General features: G+C 55.2%; 15 protein-coding genes and 1 riboswitch. Of the genes, 4 read left to right on the top strand and 11 right to left on the bottom strand.

Annotation, left to right across the window (positions count from 1 at the left end; genetic code table 11):
* Nucleotides 1–3 precede the first annotated feature (3 nt).
* From araD to araB, 3 genes are read right to left on the bottom strand one after another with little or no spacing between them, the layout of a single operon-like run.
* Nucleotides 4–699 (bottom strand): L-ribulose-5-phosphate 4-epimerase, encoded by a 696-nt coding sequence (gene araD, locus HVZ39_RS20900; protein WP_016151673.1) that lies wholly within the window; start codon nucleotides 697–699, stop codon nucleotides 4–6.
* Between the two features lie 57 nt (nucleotides 700–756).
* Nucleotides 757–2,259 (bottom strand): L-arabinose isomerase, encoded by a 1,503-nt coding sequence (gene araA, locus HVZ39_RS20895; RefSeq protein ID WP_181632917.1) that lies wholly within the window; start codon nucleotides 2,257–2,259, stop codon nucleotides 757–759.
* A gap of 10 nt (nucleotides 2,260–2,269) precedes the next feature.
* Entirely contained in the window at nucleotides 2,270–3,979 is a 1,710-nt protein-coding gene (gene araB / locus HVZ39_RS20890) for a ribulokinase (protein WP_181632916.1), read from the bottom strand.
* A 339-nt stretch (nucleotides 3,980–4,318) separates the two neighbouring features.
* On the opposite strand from araB, the gene araC reads away from it, so the two are divergent.
* Entirely contained in the window at nucleotides 4,319–5,164 is an 846-nt protein-coding gene (gene araC / locus HVZ39_RS20885; protein ID WP_003018834.1) for an arabinose operon transcriptional regulator AraC, read from the top strand.
* A 119-nt stretch (nucleotides 5,165–5,283) separates the two neighbouring features.
* Nucleotides 5,284–6,051, top strand: a complete 768-nt coding sequence (locus tag HVZ39_RS20880) for a DedA family protein (protein ID WP_016151676.1) — start codon at nucleotides 5,284–5,286, stop codon at nucleotides 6,049–6,051.
* A gap of 49 nt (nucleotides 6,052–6,100) precedes the next feature.
* Here the strand turns inward: HVZ39_RS20880 and thiQ are convergent, their stop codons facing one another.
* The 4 genes from thiQ to sgrR all read right to left on the bottom strand — a co-directional run bounded on the left by thiQ (nucleotide 6,101) and on the right by sgrR (nucleotide 11,386).
* Entirely contained in the window at nucleotides 6,101–6,802 is a 702-nt protein-coding gene (gene thiQ, locus HVZ39_RS20875; protein ID WP_016151677.1) for a thiamine ABC transporter ATP-binding protein ThiQ, read from the bottom strand.
* On the bottom strand, nucleotides 6,786–8,396 hold the full coding sequence (thiP, locus tag HVZ39_RS20870) for a thiamine/thiamine pyrophosphate ABC transporter permease ThiP (RefSeq protein WP_181632915.1): 1,611 nt from the start codon (nucleotides 8,394–8,396) through the stop codon (nucleotides 6,786–6,788). The genes thiQ and thiP overlap by 17 nt, the downstream gene beginning before the upstream one ends.
* Complete coding sequence (gene thiB / locus HVZ39_RS20865; RefSeq protein WP_047498368.1) at nucleotides 8,372–9,355, bottom strand: thiamine ABC transporter substrate binding subunit; 984 nt, start codon at nucleotides 9,353–9,355, stop codon at nucleotides 8,372–8,374. The genes thiP and thiB overlap by 25 nt, the downstream gene beginning before the upstream one ends.
* A gap of 33 nt (nucleotides 9,356–9,388) precedes the next feature.
* Nucleotides 9,389–9,491, bottom strand: a riboswitch (TPP riboswitch).
* Between the two features lie 239 nt (nucleotides 9,492–9,730).
* Nucleotides 9,731–11,386, bottom strand: coding sequence for an HTH-type transcriptional regulator SgrR (gene sgrR / locus HVZ39_RS20860; RefSeq protein WP_016155682.1), 1,656 nt, complete (start codon nucleotides 11,384–11,386; stop codon nucleotides 9,731–9,733).
* Between the two features lie 99 nt (nucleotides 11,387–11,485).
* Here sgrR and sgrT point away from each other — a divergent pair, with 99 nt between their 5' ends.
* The gene (gene sgrT / locus HVZ39_RS20855; RefSeq protein WP_016151681.1) at nucleotides 11,486–11,608 is read left to right on the top strand and encodes a glucose uptake inhibitor SgrT; all 123 of its coding nucleotides are present in this window, start codon (nucleotides 11,486–11,488) and stop codon (nucleotides 11,606–11,608) included.
* A gap of 115 nt (nucleotides 11,609–11,723) precedes the next feature.
* Nucleotides 11,724–12,902 (top strand): sugar efflux transporter, encoded by a 1,179-nt coding sequence (locus HVZ39_RS20850; RefSeq protein ID WP_065554749.1) that lies wholly within the window; start codon nucleotides 11,724–11,726, stop codon nucleotides 12,900–12,902.
* Between the two features lie 45 nt (nucleotides 12,903–12,947).
* On the opposite strand, the gene leuD is transcribed toward HVZ39_RS20850, so the two are convergent.
* The 4 genes from leuD to leuA are packed head-to-tail and all read right to left on the bottom strand — an operon-like array spanning nucleotide 12,948 to nucleotide 17,629.
* A complete protein-coding gene (gene leuD, locus HVZ39_RS20845; RefSeq protein WP_065554750.1) occupies nucleotides 12,948–13,553 on the bottom strand; it encodes a 3-isopropylmalate dehydratase small subunit in 606 nt (201 codons plus the stop codon).
* Between the two features lie 10 nt (nucleotides 13,554–13,563).
* Nucleotides 13,564–14,964 (bottom strand): 3-isopropylmalate dehydratase large subunit, encoded by a 1,401-nt coding sequence (gene leuC / locus HVZ39_RS20840; protein WP_047498383.1) that lies wholly within the window; start codon nucleotides 14,962–14,964, stop codon nucleotides 13,564–13,566.
* Nucleotides 14,965–14,966: 2 nt separating this feature from the next.
* A complete protein-coding gene (gene leuB / locus HVZ39_RS20835; RefSeq protein ID WP_016155686.1) occupies nucleotides 14,967–16,058 on the bottom strand; it encodes a 3-isopropylmalate dehydrogenase in 1,092 nt (363 codons plus the stop codon).
* Nucleotides 16,058–17,629 (bottom strand): 2-isopropylmalate synthase, encoded by a 1,572-nt coding sequence (gene leuA / locus HVZ39_RS20830; protein ID WP_016151686.1) that lies wholly within the window; start codon nucleotides 17,627–17,629, stop codon nucleotides 16,058–16,060. The genes leuB and leuA overlap by 1 nt, the downstream gene beginning before the upstream one ends.
* Nucleotides 17,630–17,640: the final 11 nt, after the last annotated feature.

The following is a 17,640-nucleotide window of genomic DNA, read 5'->3' as shown; positions in this document are numbered from 1 at the left end:
TTTTCACTGGCCGTAGTAGGCTTTTGCGCCGTGTTTACGTAGGTAATGTTTATCTAACAGGGTTTGCTGCATATCCGGCAATTGCGGCGCGAGCTGGCGACAGAAGATCCCCATGTAGGCGACTTCTTCCAGCACGATGGCGTTGTGTACCGCATCTTCGGCGTTTTTTCCCCACGCAAACGGACCGTGAGAGTGCACCAGCACGCCAGGCATCTGCGAAGCGTCAATGCCTTGTTTCTCAAAGGTTTCAACGATTACGTTACCGGTTTCCCACTCATATTCGCCGTTGATTTCTTCCTCGGTCATTTTCCGTGTGCAGGGAATCGATCCGTAGAAATAGTCCGCATGGGTGGTACCCGTGGCTGGAATCGACTGGCCCGCCTGCGCCCAGATGGTCGCATGACGCGAATGGGTATGAACAATGCCGCCAATGGTCGGGAATGCCTGATACAGCAGACGGTGCGTTGGGGTATCGGAGGAGGGTTTCTTCGTACCTTCTACAACCTCACCGGTGGCGATACTGACTACGACCATATCTTCTGCGGTCATAACGCTGTAATCGACCCCGGAAGGTTTTATCACAAACACGCCGCGCTCGCGATCGACGGCACTCACGTTCCCCCAGGTCAAGGTGACCAGGTGGTGCTTAGGCAACGCCAGATTGGCTTCCAGCACCTGACGTTTGAGATCTTCTAACATGTTGATTCCTCTGTGCCGGATGGCGGGCAAACGCAGAGCCATCCGGCAACAACATAATTAACGTTTAAAACCGTAATAGACGTCGTTCCAGCGCAGCGCGTCCTTAAAGGCCGGCAGGCGGGTATCGTTGTCGATCACGGCGATCTCGATATCGTGCATTTCAGCGAACTGGCGCATATCGTTCAGATCCAGCGCGTGGCTGAAGACGGTGTGGTGCGCGCCACCGGCCAGGATCCAGGCTTCAGATGCGGTTGGCAGATCAGGCTGGGCCTTCCACAATGCGTTAGCCACCGGCAGTTTCGGCAGGGAGTGCGGTGTTTGAACTGTGTCGATGCAGTTAACCAGCAGGCGATAGCGATCGCCAAGATCGATCAGGCTGGCAACGACTGCCGGACCAGTTTTGGTGTTGAAGATCAGACGAGCGGGATCGTCTTTACCACCAATGCCGAGATGCTGAACGTCGAGCATCGGTTTATCTTCCACCGCGATAGACGGGCACACTTCCAGCATGTGCGAGCCGAGCACCAGATCGTTGCCTTTCTCGAAGTGGTAGGTGTAATCCTCCATAAATGAGGTGCCGCCCTGCAGACCGGTTGACATCACCTTCATGATGCGAAGCAGAGCGGCGGTTTTCCAGTCGCCTTCGCCCGCAAAGCCATAGCCTTGCTGCATCAGACGCTGTACGGCCAGACCCGGGAGCTGTTTCAGGCCGTGTAAATCTTCAAATGTCGTGGTAAAGGCGTGGAATCCGCCCTGTTCCAGGAAGCGCTTCATCCCCAGTTCAATACGGGCCGCTTCCAGTACGTTTTGACGTTTCTCACCGTGGACTTGTGTTGCCGCCGTCATGGTGTATGTGCTTTCATACTCATCGATTAGCGCGTTGATTTCGCCATCGCTAATGGAGTTCACTACCTGCACCAGATCGCCTACGGCCCAGGTATTTACCGAGAAGCCAAATTTGATCTGCGCAGCGACTTTATCGCCATCGGTGACCGCGACTTCACGCATGTTGTCGCCAAAACGGCAGACTTTCAGATGGCGGGTATCCTGTTTGGACACGGCCTGGCGCATCCAGGAGCCGATGCGTTCGTGCGCTTGTTTGTCCTGCCAGTGACCGGTGACCACGGCGTGCTGCTGACGCATACGTGCGCCGATGAAGCCGAATTCACGGCCGCCGTGCGCGGTCTGGTTCAGGTTCATAAAGTCCATATCAATGCTGTCCCACGGCAGGGCGGCGTTGAACTGGGTATGGAATTGCATCAGCGGCTTGTTGAGGATAGTCAGACCGTTAATCCACATTTTGGCCGGAGAGAAAGTGTGCAGCCAGACCACCAGACCTGCGCAGCGATCGTCGTAGTTAGCGTCACGACAAATAGCGGTAATCTCGTCAGGTGAAGTACCCAGCGGTTTTAAAACCAGTTTGCAGGGCAGTTTAGCTTCAGTATTCAGCGCGTTAACGACGTGCTCGGCATGTTGGGTTACCTGACGCAGGGTTTCAGGGCCATACAGATGCTGGCTACCAATCACAAACCACACTTCATAGTTATCAAAAATCGTCATTGTCGTGTCCTTAATGTGTCAGGGTTGCCTGGTCTACCGGGGTTTGTTGCGCCGGAGCGGCAGTCGGAAGGTATTGTTGTTCAGCGCTAACCGCCCACTGCTGGTAGCGGCGGTAAAGCTGTTCAAAACGTTGAGCCTGCTCTGGTCGAGGTTGCAGCGTGTTTTCCACGGCGCTTGCCATCTGTTGCTGAGCGGCTGGGATATCGGTGTGTACTTTCGCGGCAACGGCGGCAAAGATAGCCGCACCGAGTGCGCAGCACTGGTCTGAAGCGACAATCTGTAGCGGACGGTTGAGCACGTCACAGCAGGCCTGCATGATGACCGGATTTTTACGGGCGATGCCGCCTAGCGCCATTACGTTGTTAACCGCAATGCCTTGTTCGGTGAAGCATTCCATGATGGCGCGTGCACCAAAGGCGGTGGCGGCAATCAGACCGCCGAACAGCGCTGGCGCGTCGGTTGCCAGATTCAGATCGGTAATCACTCCTTTCAGACGCTGGTTGGCATTGGGCGTACGGCGACCGTTGAACCAGTCGAGCACCACCGGCAGGTGATCCAGCGACGGATTTCTCGCCCAGGCTTCGGTTAGCGCTGGTAGCAGCTGTTTTTGGCTGGCTTTAATCTGGGTCTTCAGCTCCGGGTGCTGCGCGGCAAGCTGCTCCAGCGGCCAGCTCAGCACACGGCTAAACCAGGCATAGATATCGCCGAACGCGGACTGGCCTGCCTCGAGGCCAATAAAATGCGGCACCACGCTGCCATCAACCTGGCCGCAAATGCCTTTCACCGCGCGCTCGCCGACGCTGTGTTTGTCAGCAATCAGAATGTCGCAGGTCGACGTGCCAATGACTTTCACCAGCGTATTGGGCTGTGCGCCCGCGCCGACCGCGCCCATATGGCAGTCAAAAGCGCCGCCTGCAATCACCACGCTTTCCGGTAGTCCCAGACGCTGCGCCCACTCGGCGCACAGGGTGCCAACCGGCAGGTCGGCTGTGAAGGTATCGGTAAACATCGGGTATTGCAGATGGCGGTTGAGGATGGGGTCGAGTTCGTCAAAGAAACTGGCTGGCGGTAGACCATCCCAGCTTTCATGCCACAGGGATTTATGCCCGGCGCTGCAGCGACCGCGACGAATATCCTGTGGACGTACGGTATTAGAGAGCAGGGCCGGAACCCAGTCGCACAGTTCAATCCACGAAACCGCGGCCTCGGCAACCGCGTGGTCCTGACGGGTCACATGCAGGATTTTCGCCCAGAACCATTCGCTGGAATAAATACCGCCGATATAGCGGGAGTAATCGATCTTGCCCGGTGTGTGGCACAGACGGGTAATTTCTTCAGCTTCTTCTACTGAGGTGTGATCTTTCCACAGGACAAACATTGCATTTGGGTTTTCAGCGAACTCCGGACGCAACGCCAGTACGTTGCCGTCGGCATCGATGGGGGCCGGGGTTGAACCGGTGCTGTCAACGCCAATCCCGACCACTTCCGCACGCTGTTTAACGCTCAGTTCGGCCAGCACGGTTTTCAGCGCCGCTTCCATTGATTCAATGTAGTCGCGTGGATGATGGCGAAACTGGTTGTTTGGGCCATCGCAATACTGTCCTTCCTGCCAACGTGGGTACCACTCTACGCTGGTGGCGATTTCTTCACCGGTGGCACATTCCACTGCCAAAGCGCGTACTGAATCACTGCCAAAATCGAGGCCAATTGCAATCGCCATCGTCTTACTCCATCCAAAAATACGGGTATGGATAAACAGTAGTTAGTAGGGATAAAAACCGTCAGGCAGGATTCGCTAATCTTATGGACTAAAATGCTGTGGCATCACAAAGTGTGACGCCGTGCAAATAATCAATGTGGACATTTCTGCCGTAGTTATAGACACTTTTGTTAGCCGATTTTAACGTTGGTGCAGTACATATTTTTTACAAAGTGCTTTTCACAAGCGGGGTTGATGGTCCATTACCGCAAACACAGCGGCCCGCAGGGGCGACGGCAATGATGTCTGGCGTAATATGGACAAATTGTTTCTTAGCAGAACATAGGGAGTATTGAAATTATGGCTGAAACGCAAAACGATCCCCTGCTGCCAGGCTATTCGTTTAACGCGCATTTGGTGGCCGGATTAACCCCCATCGAGGCGAACGGATACCTGGATTTTTTTATCGACAGGCCGCTGGGTATGAAGGGTTATATCCTCAATCTCACTATCCGTGGCGAAGGGGTTATCAATAATCAGGGCAAACAATTTGTCTGTCGGCCTGGCGATATTTTGCTGTTTCCGCCCGGAGAAATTCACCACTACGGACGCCATCCTGATGCCAGTGAGTGGTATCACCAGTGGGTTTACTTTCGCCCACGCGCCTACTGGCAGGAGTGGCTGACCTGGCCGGCCATTTTTGCCCAGACTGGATTCTTTCGCCCGGATGAAGCACATCAGCCGCATTTTAACGAACTGTTTGGGCAGATAATCAACGCCGGGCAGGGAGAAGGTCGCTATTCCGAACTGCTGGCGATTAATTTACTGGAACAGTTATTGCTCCGACGTATGGAAGCCATTAATGAATCGCTACATCCCCCCATGGACAACCGCGTGCGCGACGCCTGTCAGTACATCAGCGATCACCTGGCGGACAGTAATTTTGATATTGCCAGCGTCGCACAGCACGTCTGCCTGTCGCCTTCCCGTTTGTCGCATCTGTTCCGTCAGCAGTTGGGTATCAGCGTATTAAGCTGGCGCGAGGATCAGCGTATCAGCCAGGCCAAGCTATTGCTGAGTACCACTCGTATGCCCATTGCTACGGTGGGGCGCAATGTTGGCTTTGACGATCAGCTCTATTTTTCTCGCGTTTTCAAAAAATGTACCGGCGCCAGTCCGAGCGAGTTTCGCGCCGGATGTGAATAAAAAGTGAATGATGTGTCCTGAAAGTTGTCATAACTCGCAATCTATTCAGACAATTGATGGCTTGACGAAGTTGAGACGGGTTATCAAAATCCCTGCTTCGTAAATCTGACGGACACATTATGCAAGCATTGCTGGAACACTTTATTCTTCAGTCCGCCCTGTACTCCCTGATCGCCGTACTGCTGGTGGCCTTTCTGGAGTCACTGGCGCTGGTTGGTCTGATTCTGCCCGGTACCGTGATGATGGCGGGGCTGGGGGCGCTGATTGGCAGTGGCGAACTGAACTTCTGGCATGCCTGGCTTGCGGGCATCATTGGTTGCCTGTTGGGGGACTGGATCTCTTTCTGGTTGGGCTGGCGCTTTAAAAAGCCGCTGCATCGTTGGTCGTTCATGAAAAAGAACAAGGCGTTGCTGGATAAAACCGAGCACGCGCTGCATCAGCACAGCATGTTTACCATTCTGGTGGGGCGTTTTGTGGGACCGACGCGTCCGCTGGTGCCAATGGTGGCGGGCATGCTGGATCTGCCTGTCGCTAAATTTATCGTCCCGAATATTATTGGTTGCGTACTGTGGCCGCCGTTCTACTTCCTGCCGGGGATCCTGGCGGGGGCGGCAATTGATATTCCTTCTGAGATGCAGAGTGGGGATTTTAAATGGTTGCTGCTGGCGACGGCGCTGTTGCTATGGGTAGGGGGCTGGTTTTGCTGGCGACTGTGGCGTAGCGGCAAAGCGGCAGTCGATCGCTTAACCGCGTATTTCCCCCGCAGCCGTTTACTGTATCTGGCGCCGTTGACGCTTGGGATCGGCGTGGTCGCGCTGGTGGCGTTACTGCGCCATCCGCTGATGCCGGTGTATATTGATATTCTGCGTAAAGTCGTGGGTTTCTGACGATTCTTTTGCCGGATGGCGCTGACGCTTATCCGGCCTGGGAAATCAATCACTCGGCTTTGATGCCCAAGAGCGTCGAGGCGCTGGCCTGACCGCTTAATAACTCATCCGTTTTGCCCTGCCAGGCGATGCGCCCGTCGGCGACCACAATCGAACGGGATGCAATTCGCGCCGCATCTTCTACACTGTGGGACACCATCAGCAAGGTAAGCTGTTTATCGCGACAGACCTCGGCAACCAGCGTTAACATCTCCTGGCGCAGGGCGGGATCGAGCGCAGAGAACGGTTCATCAAGCAGCAAAATGGGTTGTTCCCGCACCAGGCAACGCGCCAGCGCTACGCGCTGTCGCTGACCGCCGGAAAGCTCACCGGGGAGGCGCTCCAGCAGTGAGTCGATCCCCATTTGCTGGGCGATGTGATGCATTTTCTCCCGCTGCGATGCGTTCAGCTTCAATCCCGGGTTAAGGCCCAGGCCGATGTTTTGTTGCACGCTCAGGTGGCTGAACAGGTTATTTTCCTGAAACAGCATCGAAACGGGGCGACGTGAGGGAGGCGTGGCGGTGTGATCTTCACCTTCAATCAACATGGTACCGCTGGCAGGCGTGAGAAAGCCGGCGATCAGATTCAGCAGCGTACTTTTCCCGGCGCCGCTGGGCCCGAGGATCGCGACCTGCTCACCGCGTGCGATCGACAGCGTAAAGCGCATCGGCAAATGGTGATAAAGCCATGTGATATCAATCAGTTTTAACATTTCGACCCGGCAATTTCTCAATAACGGTAAACAGCGTAAAGCACAGGATCAGCAGCAATAACGCCGTAACTGCGCCATCCTGACTGCGATAAGAGCCAATCTGCTGATATAAATAAAACGGCAGGGTGCGGAAATCCTCATTACCAAATAGCGCGACCACGCCAAAATCGCCAATCGACAGCACGCAGGCAAAAGCCATCGCCTGCGCCAGCGGGCGCTTCAGGGCACGCAGTTCAACCACTTTCAGGCGCGACCATCCCTCAATTCCCAACGACTGGCACAACATACTGTAGCGGGCGGTGACGTCCCGCATTGGGTTTTCCAGCACCTTCAGCGCGTAAGGGATCGCCATCAGCGCATTGGTAAAAATGACAATGCCGTCGGCTGATTCGGGGAGTCCAATGGTGTTATTGAGCAGCAGAAAGAAGCCGGTTGCCAGCACGATGCCCGGCATGGCGAGGATCATCATGCCGCTAAGTTCCAGCATCTGACCTGCCAGCACCTGCTGTCGGGCACGCAGTTCACGACTGCTCCATAACAGCATCATGGTGAGAACTACGCACAACGCACCTGCCGCCAGCGCAATGCGCAGCGAGGTTCCCAGCGCGTGCCACAGTACAGGTTGCTTAAGAACATCCAGCATATGGCGGTTAATACCATCGACAATTACCGCCAGCAGCGGCGGCAGCAGTAGCAGCAGGGCCAGAATAATCAGCAGTGCGTCTGCCAGGCGGCTGTGCAGACGATCGTCGGGATCGCGCCAGCCCTGAACCAGCGTGGTACCGGGGGCAATGGCGCGGCTCAGACGTTGGCTGAAGAGCACCAGCGCTAAACAACAAACCATCTGGATCAACGCCAGCATGGCGGCGCGGGCGGGATCGTAATCAAAGTTCAGCGCCTGATAAATCGCCAACTCGATGGTTGTGGCCTGCGGTCCACCGCCCAGCGACAAAACGGTGGCGAAGCTGGCGAAACAGAGCATAAAGATGAGCGCCGCGACGGGAAGGATTTGCCGACGCAGCCACGGCCATTCAACAAAGCGGAAGAAATGCCAGCCGCGCAGGCCCAACTGAGCGGCTAACTGTCGCTGCTCGCCGGGAATATTCTCCAGCGACTGCAACAGCAGACGACTGGCCATTGGCAGATTGAAAAAGACGTGCGCCAGCAGAATGCCCTGCAGACCGTACGGCGAAAACGTCCATTCCAGCCCGAATGTATGCCAGATCGAGGCCAGCCAGCCTTGACGACCGTACACGCTAAGAATACCGAAGACCGCGACCAGCACTGGCAGGATTAACGTCATCGCGCACAGGCGCAGCAGCGCCAGTCGTCCTGGAAAACGGCGGCGATAGAGCGCTCTGGCAAGGAAAATCGCCGGGATGACCGACAGCACTGCGGATAAAAAAGCCTGCCAGAAAGAAAAGCGCACCACGTGCCACAGGTAGTCGTCTTGCCACAGTGAGAGCCACTCCCCCCGTGGGGCGTTAAACCACAGCGCCAGAAACGCGGCCAGGGCAACGGCCACCATCAGCGTGGCGGCGGTAAGCCCTGGAACCAGCCAGCCGGGAATTAACGGCTGACGGCGCGTTGCCATTCGCTAATCCATGCCTGGCGTTGAGCCGCAACCTGCTGCGGCGTAAATTCCAGCGCGGTGGCTGGCTTATTCAGTTGCTCGAATCCAGACGGCAGGGCGACCTGGGTTACCGGATACATCCAGTTACCGGTCGGAATCGCATTCTGGAAGGCCGGAGACACCATAAACTTGAGGAATTTCTCGGCCAGTTCCGGCTGTTTGCTGGCCGCAGTACGGGCGGCGACTTCTACCTGCAAATAGTGGCCTTCGCTAAAGTTGGCTGCGGCGTAGTTGTCTTTTTTCTCGGTGATGATGTGATAGGCCGGAGAGGTGGTATAGCTGAGTACCAGGTCGCTTTCGCCTTTCAGGAACAGGCCGTAGGCTTCACTCCAGCCCTTGGTGACCGTGACGGTTTTTGCCGAAAGCGCGCGCCAGGCCTCCGGCGCCTTATCGCCATAGACTTTTTGCATCCATAGCAGCAGGCCCAGCCCCGGCGTGCTGGTACGCGGGTCCTGATAAATGACGCGCCATTTTTGATCGCTCTCTACCAGTTCTTTCAGGCTTTTGGGCGGATTCTTCAGTTTGTTCTTATCATAAACGAAGGCGAAATAGCCGTAATCAAACGGAACGAAGGTATCGTTTTTCCAGCCGCCGGGCACGTTTACGGCTTCACTTGCTACACCGCTTTTGGCAAACAGTTTGGTTTGGGTGGCGGCTTCCAGAAGGTTGTTATCGAGGCCCAGTACGACGTCAGCTTTACTGTTTTTTCCTTCCATGCGCAGGCGGTTAAGCAGCGAGACGCCATCTTCCAGCGCGACCAGTTTCAGTTCACAGTTGCAGTCAGCTTCAAAGGCTTTTTTTATTGTCGGGCCCGGGCCCCAGTCAGCTGCGAACGAGTCGTAGGTATATACGGTCAGTACAGGTTTGGCGAAAGCAGGCGCTGCGCACAGCAGTAAAAGCGGAAGACATTTTTTAAACACTTTGCACCTCATAAAGTTGGGTGGCAAAGGACTTGAGTTGCAGCCTCAAATCCCTTCGCCGGCATTATCCGGATCAGGTTCGACGGGTATCTCTCAGCCCATACACTTCATCATTCACGCTGCCTCTGTGTTGGCTGCGTTACTCGGCCCATCTCCGGGCCTCGCCCCTTCGGGGCCGCTGCAAGCAGCGTTCAAATCTGCTCCCGGCAGATTTGTCGCTCACCCCAGTCACATAGTTATCTATGCTCCTGGGGACTCACTCGCTTGCCGCCTTGATGCAGCGTGAATGATTTTGTGTATGTTTTTATTTAGCACCCCGTTGAGAACGGCGTTAGTGTAATGATTTTGTTGCTATGCGGCAATCAAGAGCCGGATCTAAGGATCCGGTGGTGCAAACCACGCCGATTTAAAATCAAACCAGCCGAGGGTGTTCATGCGTAATCCGCGCATACTGCGCTGTCCTTGAATGATGAGCCAGTGGTGGATCAGCGGCACAATGGCCTTTGTGGCGAGCAGCTGTTGGCACCATGCCGCCAGGCTCATTTCGCCCGTTCGCCAGCGGGCCGCATCGTTTTCCCAGTCCCGCGAGATACAGTTTTGCAGCAACGGGACTTCGCACAAATGGGCGAACAGCGAGAAATCCAGCGGTAGGGTAAAGTTGGCGCTGTTGAGCCAGATATCGCTGACGATTTCACCCGCATGCCATTGATCGTAGTCGATCTCCTGAATATTTAACTGTACCTGATGCTCTGCCAGCAACGTCTTCATGATCTGCGCGATAATCCGATGTTCGATGTGATCGCGATAGTAGGTGATCGTCAGCGTTTCCAGTCCGGCGGGTTTTTCACCATGGCCGGGTTTGGCATGGTGCCAGCGGGGGAGCAAACCGTAGGCGGGAAACCACAGTCGCTGGAACTGTTCGTCGGCGTGGCAGATGAGATGGGTTGGCGAAAGAACGCGGCTAACCCAATCGCGAACCTCCTGATTAGCGCCACGGTGGGTGCGCGCATCAAACAGCAGGTAGTAGCAACCTTCTTCGAGGCGGCTTTCGATCGCCTTTTCATCCTCCGTGGGGCCTTTTAGCGTCAACCCACCGCCAGGCTCTTCACCGATATCGGGTAAAACCCAAACGTTAACTTCGTCGATCAGCGCCCGGTAGCCAAAATAATCATCAAATGCATGAATTTTCAGTTGGTTATTGGTATTGCGCATCACCGCATAGGGACCAGTGCCAATTGGGTGGCTGGAGAAGTTGCTGAGCGTCTCCCATTCTCGCGGCAGGATCATGGCGGGGACTTGCCCCAATAGCCAGGGAAGCCAGCGGTCGGGTTGGGCGAGATGGATATCCAGCGTCCAGGCCGTGGGAGAAACGATCTGCGTGATGTGCGAGTACAGCGGCAGGGCGTTAATGCGCATCAGCGAGGTGATGACATCTTCCATTTCCAGTTCGCGGCCATGATGAAAATGAATCCCCGGACGCAGGAAGAATCGCCAGTGTAAAGGTGAAATCTGCTGCCAGTGATGGGCGATGTCCGCCTCCAGTTCCCCATTTTCCTCATTTACCCGAATTAAGGCGCTGAAGATTTGCCGGGCGATATGAGTTTCTGAACGGCGTAGCGCCGTACCGGGAAGCAGGTTGTGCATGGGACGATAATAGAGAACGCGCATGATGTGCCGCCCCTGGCGAAAACTGCGTCCCAGGTGCGAAACCAGCATCTGTCGTACGGCCGTTTTGTCACCGACCAGCTGCACCAGTTGATCGATGCGATCCTGTTCCAGCAGGTCTTCTGCCCGCTGCTGCTGGAGTGCCAGCCCGGTATAGAGGAAAGTCAGGCGCGAGCGTTTACCTCGCCCAACTTCGGCTTCCCACGTTAACCAGCCGCGTTCTTGCATGGTATTGAGCAGGGTACGCATATGGCGGCGCGAACAACTCAGCAGCTCCGCCAGCTCGTTCAGCGTCGTGTCTTGCGTTTTGCCATCACAGCATTGCCACAGACGGATGAACTGTTGTTGCAGACGACCAGAAGACATAAAAGGGGAACTCCTGCGAAAAACTCAGCAATTTTATTATCCCTATATTAAGCCAATAATAGATTCCGATGAAGCGATGAGACAACGAAGGGGTCATCTATGCGTCAGTTCTGGTTGAAATACTTTACCGCGACGGAAAAATCGTCCTGGTTGGCTTGCCTGAGCGCACCGCAGCGCTTAAAGATGCTCGAAGAACTGATGCAGTGGGAGGTGACAGCCTGACTCCTGAATTGGGAATTGCAGACATCATGTGTGACTGAGTATTGGTGTTAATCGCCGCGCCAGCAGATAATCACTGCTGGCTTTTTTTGTTTCTGCTGCGCTAAAAGGAACTGTAATGCTCTGGATTATGACCATGGGACGGCGCCTCAACGGCGTTTACGCGGCATTTATGCTAGTCGCTTTTATGATGGGCGTAGCAGGTGCATTGCAGGCACCCACGCTGAGCTTGTTCCTGAGCCGTGAAGTCGGGGCGCAGCCGTTTTGGGTCGGGCTGTTTTATACCGTCAATGCGATTGTCGGGATCGTTGTCAGCCTTGGCCTCGCGAAACGATCCGACAGCCAGGGCGACAGGCGCAAGCTGATCATGTTCTGCTGCCTGATGGCAATCGGAAACGCGCTGCTGTTTGCGTTTAATCGCCACTATCTCACGCTTATCACCTGCGGCGTACTGCTGGCCTCGCTGGCGAATACCGCCATGCCGCAGCTGTTTGCGCTGGCGCGGGAATACGCTGATAACTCCGCGCGTGAAGTGGTGATGTTTAGCTCGGTGATGCGTGCGCAGCTTTCGCTGGCCTGGGTAATTGGACCGCCGCTGGCCTTCATGCTGGCGCTGAATTACGGCTTTACGGCGATGTTTTCCATTGCCGCAGGGATTTTCGCCATTAGCCTGGTGCTGATTGCGCTGATACTGCCGTCAGTCACGCGGGTGGAGCAACCTGTTGACGTACCGCTGGAACAGACCGGCGGTTGGCAGGACAAAAATGTGCGCATGTTGTTTATTGCCTCCACGCTGATGTGGACCTGCAATACCATGTACATCATCGATATGCCGCTGTGGATAAGCCTTGAGCTGGGGTTACCGGACAAGCTGGCCGGTATCCTGATGGGGACGGCGGCTGGGCTGGAAATTCCGGCGATGATCCTGGCGGGCTACTATGTGAAGCGCTTTGGTAAACGGCGAATGATGATCGCGGCCGTCGCGGCGGGCGTACTGTTTTATCTTGGTTTGATCTTCTTTCACAGCCGCACGGCGCTGCTGGTGCTGCAACTATTTAATGCAGTATTTATCGGTATCATCGCCGGGATAGGAATGCTGTGGTTTCAGGATCTTATGCCCGGGCGTGCGGGGTCAGCGACCACATTATTTACCAACAGTATTTCAACGGGGGTCATTCTCGCGGGAGTGATTCAGGGGGCTGTTGCGCAAAGCTACGGTCACTTTGCCGTCTATTGGGTGATTGCGGCGATTTCTGTGATCACGCTGGTGATGACCGGGCGGGTGAAGGACGTTTGATTTTTGGAGTGCCGGATGCGCTGCGCTTATCCGGCACTCCAAGGCCTAGCGCATAAACGCTGGCTGCTTGTCTTCGTACTCGGTGATGGCTGCTTCATGCTGCAGCGTCAGCCCGATGCTGTCCAGACCGTTCAGCATGCAGTGGCGGCGGAAGTCGTCGATTTTAAAGCTGTAGGACTTATCGCCCGCTTTCACCACCTGCGCTTCCAGATCCACTTCAAATGTAATGCCCGGATTGGCTTTCACCAGGGCGAACATTTCATCTACCTGCGCGTCGCTCAGGGTCACCGGCAGCAGTTGGTTATTGAAGCTGTTGCCGTAGAAGATGTCGGCGAAGCTTGGCGCGATCACTACTTTAAAGCCGTAATCGGTCAGCGCCCATGGCGCATGTTCACGGGAAGAGCCGCAGCCAAAGTTTTCCCGCGCCAGCAGAATTGACGCGCCTTTATATTCCGGGAAGTTCAGTACGAACTCTGGGTTAGGCTGTTGCCCTTTTTCATCCAGAAAACGCCAGTCGTTAAACAGATGAGCGCCAAAACCGGTGCGCGTAACCTTCTGCAAAAACTGTTTGGGAATAATCGCGTCGGTATCCACGTTGGCGGCATCCAGTGGGACAACCAGGCCGGTATGTTGGGTAAATTTCTCTGCCATGGTAGTTTCCTTATTTGATGCTGCGAATGTCGGCAAAATGACCGGTAACGGCGGCAGCGGCGGCCATGGCCGGGCTGACTAAATGCGTGCGACCACCGCGGCCCTGGCGGCCTTCAAAGTTACGGTTGCTGGTGGATGCACAGCGCTCGCCTGGGTTCAGGCGGTCATTGTTCATGGCCAGACACATGGAACAGCCCGGTAAACGCCATTCAAACCCGGCTTCGATGAAGATCTTGTCCAGACCTTCCGCTTCAGCCTGCGCTTTCACCGGACCAGAACCCGGCACAACCAGCGCCTGTACGCCTGGCGCAACTTTGCGTCCTTTGGCGATTTGGGCCGCAGCGCGTAAATCTTCAATACGCGAGTTGGTACAGGAACCGATAAACACTTTATCAATAGCCACTTCTGTTAACGGAATACCCGGTTTCAGCCCCATATATGCCAGCGCTTTTTCAGCCGATGCGCGCTCAACGGGATCGGAAAATGACGCCGGGTCGGGAATATTATCGTTCACCGAGATGACCTGACCCGGGTTCGTACCCCAAGTGACCTGCGGTGCGATCTCTTCTGCCTGCAGGGTAACGACGGTATCAAACGTCGCGTTGTCGTCGGTTTTCAGCGTTTTCCAGTACGCAACCGCGTTGGTAAAATCCTCACCCTTCGGTGCGTGTAAACGCCCCTGCACATAGTTAAAGGTGGTTTCATCCGGTGCGACCAGACCCGCTTTGGCGCCCATTTCAATGGCCATGTTGCACAGGGTCATACGGCCTTCCATGCTCAGCGCACGGATGGCTTCGCCACAAAATTCAACGACGTGTCCGGTACCGCCTGCACTACCGGTTTTACCGATAATCGCCAGCACGATATCTTTGGCGGTAATGCCAGGTGCTGCCGCGCCGTTAACTTCAATCTTCATGGTTTTGGCACGCCCCTGTTTCAGGGTCTGCGTCGCCAGAACGTGTTCAACTTCAGAGGTGCCAATACCAAAGGCCAGCGCGCCAAACGCGCCGTGTGTGGCGGTGTGGGAGTCGCCGCAAACGATGGTCATACCCGGCAACGTTACGCCTTGCTCAGGCCCCATCACGTGAACGATCCCCTGGTACGGGTGGTTCAGGTCGTACAGTTCGACGCCAAATTCATTGCAGTTTTTGATCAATTCCTGCATCTGAATACGCGCCATTTCGCCGGAAGCGTTAATGTCTTTGGTTTGCGTGGAGACGTTATGGTCCATGGTGGCAAAGGTTTTACCCGGCTGGCGCACCTGACGGCCATGCGCACGCAGGCCATCAAACGCCTGCGGAGAGGTCACTTCATGCACCAGATGTCTGTCGATATACAACAGCGGGGTTTCGTTTTGCGCTTCGTAGACGACGTGCGCATCGAACAATTTTTCGTATAACGTTTTGGCCATGATTACACCCCTTCTGCGACGTAACGGGCAATAATGTCACCCATTTCATCGGTACCGACTGCGGCAGCGCCACGGGCTAAGTCACCGGTGCGAATGCCTTCTTCTAATGCGCGGTTGATGGCGCTCTCAATTGCGGTTGCCGCATCATTGGCGTCCAGGCTGTAGCGCAGCAGCAGCGCCAGCGAAAGGATTTGGGCGATAGGGTTAGCAATGTTTTTCCCGGCGATATCCGGAGCGGAGCCGCCAGCGGGCTCGTACAGACCAAAGCCCTGCTCATTCAGGCTGGCGGACGGTAACATCCCCATTGATCCGGTGATCATGGCGCATTCGTCAGACAGAATGTCGCCAAACAAGTTGGAGCACAGCAGCACGTCGAACTGGGATGGATCTTTGATCAACTGCATCGTTGCGTTGTCGATGTACATATGCGCCAGCTCAACATCCGGATATTCATTAGCAATTTCATTGACGATTTGGCGCCACAGAATAGACGTTTGCAGTACGTTGGCTTTATCAATCGACGTGACTTTGCGGCGACGCTGGCGAGCAGATTCAAACGCGATACGTGCGATACGCTCGATCTCGAAACGGTGATAAACCTCGGTATCAAAGGCTTTTTCATGTTGTCCGCTGCCTTCGCGGCCTTTTGGCTGACCGAAGTAGATACCGCCGGTCAGTTCGCGCACGCACAGGATGTCGAAACCGTTCGCGGCAATATCTGCGCGCAGAGGGCAAAATGCTTCCAGACCCTGGTACAGCTTAGCCGGGCGCAGGTTGCTGAATAATTTGAAGTGTTTACGCAACGGCAGCAGCGCGCCGCGTTCAGGCTGCTGATTGGGTGGCAGATTTTCCCATTTCGGGCCGCCAACGGAGCCAAACAGAATGGCGTCAGCTTGCTCACAGCCTTCAACCGTCGCTGGCGGCAGCGGCTGACCATGGTTATCGATAGCGGCCCCCCCTACGTCGTAGTGGCTGGTGGTAATGCGCATGTTAAAACGGTTGCGGATTGCGTCCAGTACCTTCAGGGCTTGCGCCATCACTTCCGGGCCAATACCGTCGCCCGGCAAAACAGCAATATGATAATTCTTCGACATCACACGGTTTCCTTGTTGTTCTCGTTGTTCTGAGCTTTGCGTTGCAATTCTTTTTCGACTTCTTCGGCGCGCCAAATGTTGTTCAGCACATGAACCATCGCTTTCGCGGACGATTCGACGATATCTGTTGCCAGACCGACGCCGTGGAAGCGGCGACCGTTATAATTAGCAACGATATCCACCTGGCCCAGCGCATCTTTACCGTGCCCTTTGGCGGTCAGGCTGTATTTCACCAGTTCGATGTTGTACTCGGTCACACGGTTGATGGCCTGATAAATGGCATCGACCGGACCGTTACCGTTCGCCGCTTCGGCTTTGACTTCTTCACCGCAGGCCAGCTTGACGGAGGCGGTGGCGATGTCATTTGAGCCGGACTGCACGCTGAAGTAATCCAGACGGAAATGCTCCGGCTCTTCCTGCTGTTTATTAATAAAGGCCAGCGCTTCCAGGTCGTAATCAAATACCTGACCTTTTTTATCCGCCAGCTTCAGGAAGGCGTCGTACAGGTTGTCCAGGTTGTATTCATTCTCTTTATATCCCATCTCGTCCATACGGTGTTTCACCGCGGCGCGTCCGGAACGGGAAGTCAGGTTCAACTGCACCTGGTTCAGACCGATGGATTCAGGCGTCATGATTTCGTAGTTTTCACGATTTTTCAGTACGCCGTCCTGATGGATGCCAGAGGAGTGGGCAAAGGCGCCGCTACCGACAATGGCTTTGTTGGCCGGAATGGGCATGTTGCAGATTTGGCTGACTAACTGACTGGTACGCCAGATTTCCTGGTGATTAATGCGGGTCTGTACGTTCAGGATATCTTTGCGCACTTTGATCGCCATGATCACTTCTTCCAGTGAGCAGTTACCGGCGCGTTCGCCGATACCGTTCATCGCGCCTTCCACCTGGCGAGCACCGGCGTGGACGGCCGCCAACGCGTTGCCAACGCCCAGACCTAAATCATCATGGGTGTGCACGGAGATGATGGCTTTATCGATATTCGGTACGCGTTCATACAGACCAGAAATGATTGCTCCGAATTCGAAAGGCATGGTGTAGCCAACGGTATCGGGGATATTGATAGTTTTGGCTCCCGCATTAATCGCGGCTTCGACCACGCGGGCCAGATCGGCAATAGGGGTACGGCCAGCATCCTCGCATGAGAACTCCACGTCATCCGTATAATTACGCGCACGCTTCACCATGTAGACTGCTCGCTCGATCACTTCATCCAACGTGCTGCGCAATTTCGTCGCGATATGCATCGGCGAGGTGGCGATGAACGTATGAATGCGGAAGGCCTCAGCGACCTTCAGAGATTCTGCGGCAACGTCGATATCTTTTTCTACGCAGCGGGCTAAGGCGCAAACGCGGCTGTTCTTAACCTGACGAGCGATGGTTTGTACGGACTCAAAGTCACCCGGTGAAGAGACCGGAAAACCTACCTCCATCACGTCAACGCCCATACGCTCGAGGGCCAGCGCAATCTGCAGTTTTTCTTTCACACTCAGGCTCGCCTGTAACGCCTGTTCACCGTCACGTAAGGTGGTATCGAAAATAATGACTTGCTGGCTCATGTTTTAGGTCC

The sequence above is a fragment of the Citrobacter sp. RHB35-C21 genome, from assembly GCF_013816515.1.
Lineage (GTDB): Bacteria > Pseudomonadota > Gammaproteobacteria > Enterobacterales > Enterobacteriaceae > Citrobacter > Citrobacter braakii.
This window is presented reverse-complemented; position numbering and strand designations above follow the sequence as displayed.